At 74.1% G+C, this 5,485-nt stretch carries 5 protein-coding genes and 1 pseudogene; 4 read left to right on the top strand and 2 right to left on the bottom strand.

The window, feature by feature from the left end:
* Nucleotides 1-55: 55 nt before the first annotated feature.
* Complete coding sequence (locus ACFVHB_RS39780; RefSeq protein ID WP_380332829.1) at nt 56-928, bottom strand: universal stress protein; 873 nt, start codon at nt 926-928, stop codon at nt 56-58.
* Between the two features lie 150 nt (nt 929-1,078).
* A complete protein-coding gene (locus ACFVHB_RS39775) occupies nt 1,079-2,683 on the bottom strand; it encodes an oleate hydratase (RefSeq protein WP_380332827.1) in 1,605 nt (534 codons plus the stop codon).
* A gap of 295 nt (nt 2,684-2,978) precedes the next feature.
* Between ACFVHB_RS39775 and ACFVHB_RS39770 the strand changes: the two genes are divergently transcribed.
* From ACFVHB_RS39770 to ACFVHB_RS39755, 4 genes and pseudogenes are all read left to right on the top strand, one after another.
* The gene (locus tag ACFVHB_RS39770) at nt 2,979-3,194 is read left to right on the top strand and encodes a hypothetical protein (RefSeq protein WP_380332825.1); all 216 of its coding nucleotides are present in this window, start codon (nt 2,979-2,981) and stop codon (nt 3,192-3,194) included.
* Nucleotides 3,195-3,235: 41 nt separating this feature from the next.
* Nucleotides 3,236-3,547 (top strand): annotated as a pseudogene (locus ACFVHB_RS39765) (phosphoketolase); the annotation flags it as partial.
* Between the two features lie 39 nt (nt 3,548-3,586).
* Complete coding sequence (locus ACFVHB_RS39760) at nt 3,587-4,405, top strand: universal stress protein (RefSeq protein ID WP_380332823.1); 819 nt, start codon at nt 3,587-3,589, stop codon at nt 4,403-4,405.
* A 139-nt stretch (nt 4,406-4,544) separates the two neighbouring features.
* Nucleotides 4,545-5,405 carry a universal stress protein gene (locus tag ACFVHB_RS39755; protein ID WP_380332821.1) on the top strand — a complete coding sequence of 287 codons (861 nt, stop codon included), beginning with the start codon at nt 4,545-4,547 and terminating at the stop codon, nt 5,403-5,405.
* Nucleotides 5,406-5,485 lie beyond the last annotated feature (80 nt).

The following is a 5,485-nucleotide window of genomic DNA, read 5'->3' as shown; positions in this document are numbered from 1 at the left end:
GGAGACCGGTGTACCGGTCTCCGCCGCTGCGCCGCCCTCGGGGCGTAGCCGGTGCTCAGTCATGCGGGACGATCGCCACCGGTGCGTGCGCGTGGTGGATCACGGAGTGGGTGACCGGGCCGAGTCGCATCCCGATGTGGTGGGGACGTCGGCGCCGTCCCACCACGACGAGGCACGCGTCGGAGCTGACGTCCACCACGGCGGAGGCTCCGCTGCCGATCCGGCAGTCCTCGACCACGACGACGTCGGGGTACTTCGCCCGCCAGCCGGCCAGGGCGTTGCCCAGTAGTTCAGCCTCGATGGCGGCGAACTGTCCGGCCTCGATCCGCGGGCTGACCCAACCTGCGTAACCCCAGGCCGGGGGCGGAGTCCAGCCGTGGACGGCGCGCAGCACCGCTGCGCGGCGTGCCGCCTCGCGGAAGGCGAAGTCGATCACGTCCTCGGCGGGGTCGCGGGTGTCGATGCCGAGGACCACCTCGGCTCCGTCGGGCGCGGCGGGGCGTTCGGAGTCGCCGGCGCGGACCAGGACGAGGGGCACGTCGCACCGGCCGGCGAGGGCGAGGCCGAAGGAACCGACCATGAGCCCCTCGAACCCGCCGATCCCTCTCGATCCGACGACGAGCATCTCCGACTTCGTCGCGGCCTCGGCGAGGACCTCGACGGGGTCGCCGCCACCGATCAGTTCGGCCCTGATCTCCAGGCCGCGCCGGCGCCCCCGGATCTCCTCCTTCGCGTCGGAGACCATGCGCGTGGTCAACGCGCGTACGTCGGCGGGCTGGGACGGGTCGGCGTGGATGTCGTCCAGCCAGGTCTGGGCGTGGACCAGGCGCAGCGGCACGCCGCGGCGGACGGCCTCCTCGGCTGCCCAGCGGGCGGCCGCGGCGCTCTCGGGCGAGCCGTCGATGCCGGCAAGCAGGTACGAGGACATTATTTCCTCTCCGGATCTGTGGTGGTTCGGCAGTGGGTCGCCGATCAGTGTCGGGCGCCCCGGGCGCTCTGGCCAGGGCCGTCCGACACAGGTCGACGGGGTCGAACGTCCCGGTCCCGCCCGAGCGCCTGGCCCGGTGAGGACCCCGGCTCAGCCGAGCGCGGTGCGCAGGGCGGCGAGGGCGGCGGCGGGGTCGGTCAGGGCGTGGTGGACGGCTGGCGTCGGCAGGTCGAGGCCGAGCAGGCGGTGGACGGCGTGCATGGCGCCCCGTACCGAGTACTCGACGGTGAAGACGACGTCCTCGGGGATCTCGACGTACTGGCCGAGGAAGGCGAAGTTTCGTGCGCCGTGGGGGATCACCCGGGGGCGGTCGCGGACCTCGCGGCGGGCGAACTGGCTGGTGATGTAGGGCATCATCACCGTGGTGACGGTGGTGGTGGCGCGGACCTCGTCGGCGATGTCGTCGAAACCGAGCTGCCCGAGGAGCTCGGTGAGGATCTCCCGGCCGGTGCACCGGGACAGGGCCTTGGCGGTGTACTCGCCCGGGGTGTCCATGAACAGGCCGTAGCCCCAGAGGGTGAACACGCCCTCGGGCTGGCCGGCGAAGTGCGGTGGACGGGGGACGACGATCGACATCAGCCACGGCGAGTCCTTGAAGGTCATCAGCGCGCCGGTGCCCGGGGCGTTGCCGCTGAACTCCTCGATCCGCTTGAGCAGGGCGGGGCTGCGCATGGTCAGCGTGAAGGACTCCCAGGCGGCTTCGGCGATGTTGCCGTTGAAGACGGCGGGCCGGCCGAAGTCCGGCGCCTTGCGGGAGAGGGTCTCCCAGAGCGCCCAGTTGCCGTCCCGTTTGTCCCGGATCAGCTCGGGCACGGTGTCGTCGCCGCCGTAGGCGGCGTCGGCGGTCATCGACCCGAGGGTGATCAACGCCAGGTCCAGGTCGGCCAGTTCGATCGTCTCCCGGCCGGAGCCGGCACGCTCCAGGTGGAGCCGCCTGGCGCGGCGGATGCCGTCGTGCTCGGTGAAGTCGACGTCGGTGACGGTGACGCCGTGCTCGAAGCGAACGCCGCACTCCACCAGCCACCGGGTGAGCGGGCGCACGATCGAGTCGTACTGGTTGAGGCGGGTGCGGCGCACGCCGGCGAGGGTGTGGATGCGGGGGAACTCCTGCAGGAAGCGCAGGAAGTAGCGCTTGAGCTCGATCGCGCTGTGCCAGTTCTGGAAGGCGAAGGTGGTGCGCCACATCGCCCAGAAGTTCGTGGCGAAGAAGTGCTCGGAGAAGAACTCGTCGATCCGGCGGGCGCCGATCACCGACTCGGGGGTGACCAGGAGTCGGGTCAGTTCGAGGCGGTCGTGGGCATCGAGGCCGAGGCGGGAGGCGTCGAGGATGCGGTGGTCACGGTCGATCAGGCGGGCCTTGGCGTCGGTGGGCCAGTCCCGGTTGAAGTCGATGATCTCCTGGCGGACGGAGACGTCCGGGTCGTCCAGGGTGGGGACGGTTCCCAGCAGGTCCCACAGGCAGGTGTACGCCTCGTCCTCCAGCATGCGGCCGCCACGGGTCACGTACGCGCGCTCGGGCGAGCCCGAGCCGTCCAGGGAGCCGCCGGCCAGCGGGAGCCGTTCCAGGACGTGGATGTTCTCGCCGGGGAACTCGCCGTCCCTGATCAGGAAGGCCGCGGCGGCCAGGGAGGCTATGCCGCCGCCGACCAGGTAGGCCTTCGAGGCGCGCCCGCTGTCGATCATGGTGTCGTCCAACCGTCCGAGGGTCCGCGCCGTGACGGCGCCCCTGCGCCGTTCGGGCAGGTTCCACCAGACTCCGGCCACTCGGGCGGCCGCGGCAGGGGCCGGCGGTACCCATGCCGCAGGGCCGGAAGTCCTCACTGCCGGGGCCGTCTCCGGGCGATCCGCGGTGGGCCCCGGGTCCCTCCCGGTGCGCAGGTGTCGTGCCCCGTTCGGCCCTGGGGCGCAGGCACGAGCGGGACGACGGTGGACACCGCCCGCCGTGCGGCCGCCGGCGGCCACGGAACCGCCCCCGGAGGAGACCGTCACCATGTCCGTCACGCCCAGCCAGACCCCGGCGGGACCGTCCGAGCAAGAGCTGCGGGCGATCGACGCGCACTGGCGGGACGCCAACTACCGCGCGGTCGGCCAGATCTACCTGATGGCCAACCCGTTGCCGCGTGAACCGCTGCGCGCCGAGCACGTCAAGCCGCGCCTGCTGGGCCACTGGGGCACCTCGCCCGGCTCACGGGCGACGACCCGATGACGGTGCACCAGGCGATGGACGAGGCCATGGACACCGCCCTCGTGATCTTCGCCCACCACGGCTACCCCTGGCTGAACCACCGCCTGGCCTACCGCCGGGCCGTCCACCCGCACCTGCACGTGCGCGGCTACAGGGAGTCCGGCACGACCACCACCCCGTTCGACGTGGTGGTCCGCAACGACCTCGACCGCTACCGCCTGGTCATGGACGTCATCGACCGTACCCCCGGCCTCGCCGTACGGGCGGCCGCCGTCCGGCAGCGGATGGCCGACCAGCGCGCCCGACACCACGACTGGATCCGCGAACACGGCACGGACCTGCCCGAGGTAGCAGACTGGACCTGGGGTTCCTGACCAAGGATCAGGGGGGCTGTCATCGAGGAGACAACCACTGTGGACCTGCCCGTCACCGTCGGCGTCGACACCTCCGAGGCGAGCCTGGCGGCCGCCGACTGGGCCGCGCGCGAGGCGCTGCTGCGCGGCCGACCACTGCGCGTCCTGCACGCCCTGCCCCTGATGCCCCACCTGCTGCCCGGCCGGACGGCGGGGCAGCCGTCCGACGGGGGCGGCCTGCTGCACGAGGTGCAGCACATCCTCGCCGTGCGCCACCCCGGAGTGCTCCTCCACACCGAGGAGGTCCACGACGTCGCCACGTCGGCGCTCAGCGCCGCCGCCGAGGACGCCGAACTGCTGGTGGTCGGAGCCCGCGGTGACGGCGGCTTCGCTGGGCTGCGGGTCGGCTCCACGGCGCTGTACCTCGCGGCCCGGGCCGGCTGCCCGACCGTGGTGCTCCCGGCCGAGTCGGCGGGCCCGGAACAGCGCGATCAGGTGGTGGTGGGCGTGGACGCCCGACGCCCCGCCGAGGCGGCGTTGGAGTTCGCGTTCGCGACTGCGGCACGGTACGGCCTGCCGCTGCGGGCCGTGCACGCCACCGTCGTCCCGGTGGCCGACCGGGCCGCCGGGAGACGGGACGGCGAGGCCGGGCTGCTCGCCCGCGCCCTCGCCCCCTGGAAGGCCGCGCATCCGGGCGTCGAGGTCGTCGAGGTGACGGAGTGCGCGGCTCCCGGACTGCTGCTGGTGGAGGCGTCGGCCAAGGCGGCCCTGCTGGTGGTCGGCCGTCGCCCCGCCGTCCGGATCGGCCTGCTCGGCCCCGTCGCCCACGTGGTCCTGCACCACGCGGCCTGCCCGGTGGCGGTGGTACCCGACGCCTGAGCCCCCGCGCCGCCGGGACCTTCGGCTCGGCGGCAGGGCAGCTCGGCCCCTGCCACGGCCCCGGGACACGACGCGATGCTGTCCCGGACGGCGGGGACGCGGAACGGCCGCGCCCCGTAGGGCCGAGAGGGGACACGACATGTCGCACTCCGTGGTGGTGGGGATCGACGGCTCGGAGCAGAGCGCGGCGGCGGCCGCGTGGGCTGCCGCCGAGGCCGACCGGAGCGGCCGGGCGCTGCGGATCATCCACGTCGGGGGAGCCGAGGACGGAAGGCCGCTACGGCCGGAGGGGGCGGAGGACGGCCTACCGCCGGAGGTGCTCGCGGTCCGGGACCGCATCGCGGCCGTCCTGCCCGGCCTGGAGCTGTCGTGCGAGCGGATCCCGGGCAGCCCGGCCCACGCGCTCGCGGCGGCCGGCGCGCGGGACGGGCTGATCGTCCTCGGCTCGCGCGGACTCGGCGGCTTCACCGGTCTGCTGGTCGGCTCGGTCGGGCTCCGGGTGGCCGCCGACGCGCTCTGCCCGGTCGTGCTCGTCCGGGCGGACACGGAGGGCCGGGCAGACGGGGCTGGTGACGTGGTGGCGGGCGTCCAGGGCGACCGCCCTTGTGCCGAGGTGCTCGCCTTCGCCTTCGAGCAGGCGGCCCGCCGCGGCGCCACCCTGCGGGTGCTGGAGAGCCGTTCGTTGCCGGGAGGCCCGTACGTGACGAAGGCGCCGGTGGACCAGCGGGAGATCAAGGACTCACTGGCGGAGGCGGAGCTGGTGCGCCTCCAGGACGCGCTGGCCCGTTGGCGGGACAAGTTCCCCCAGGTGCGGGTGGAGGCTGAAGTCACCTCCCGCCACGCGGGCGGGGCGCTCGTCGACGCCTCCCGGGGAGCCTCACTCGTCGTGCTGGGACGGCGGACCCCCGGACACCAGGCGGGCGTGTCCCGGCTGGGGAGCGTGGCGCACGCCGTCCTGCACCACGCGCTTGCCCCGGTCGCGATCGTCCCGCACGACTGAACCGCCCGGTGGCGGGGGCCGGCCCCCCCCCCCACAGGGCGGCCCGCCGGCCGGCAACCCCCCCGCCCCCCCCCCCCCCC

The sequence above is a fragment of the Kitasatospora sp. NPDC127111 genome (genome assembly GCF_042677465.1).
Lineage (GTDB): Bacteria > Actinomycetota > Actinomycetes > Streptomycetales > Streptomycetaceae > Kitasatospora.
Note: the sequence above shows the minus strand (reverse complement) of the source record. Positions and strands in the feature narration are given on the sequence as shown.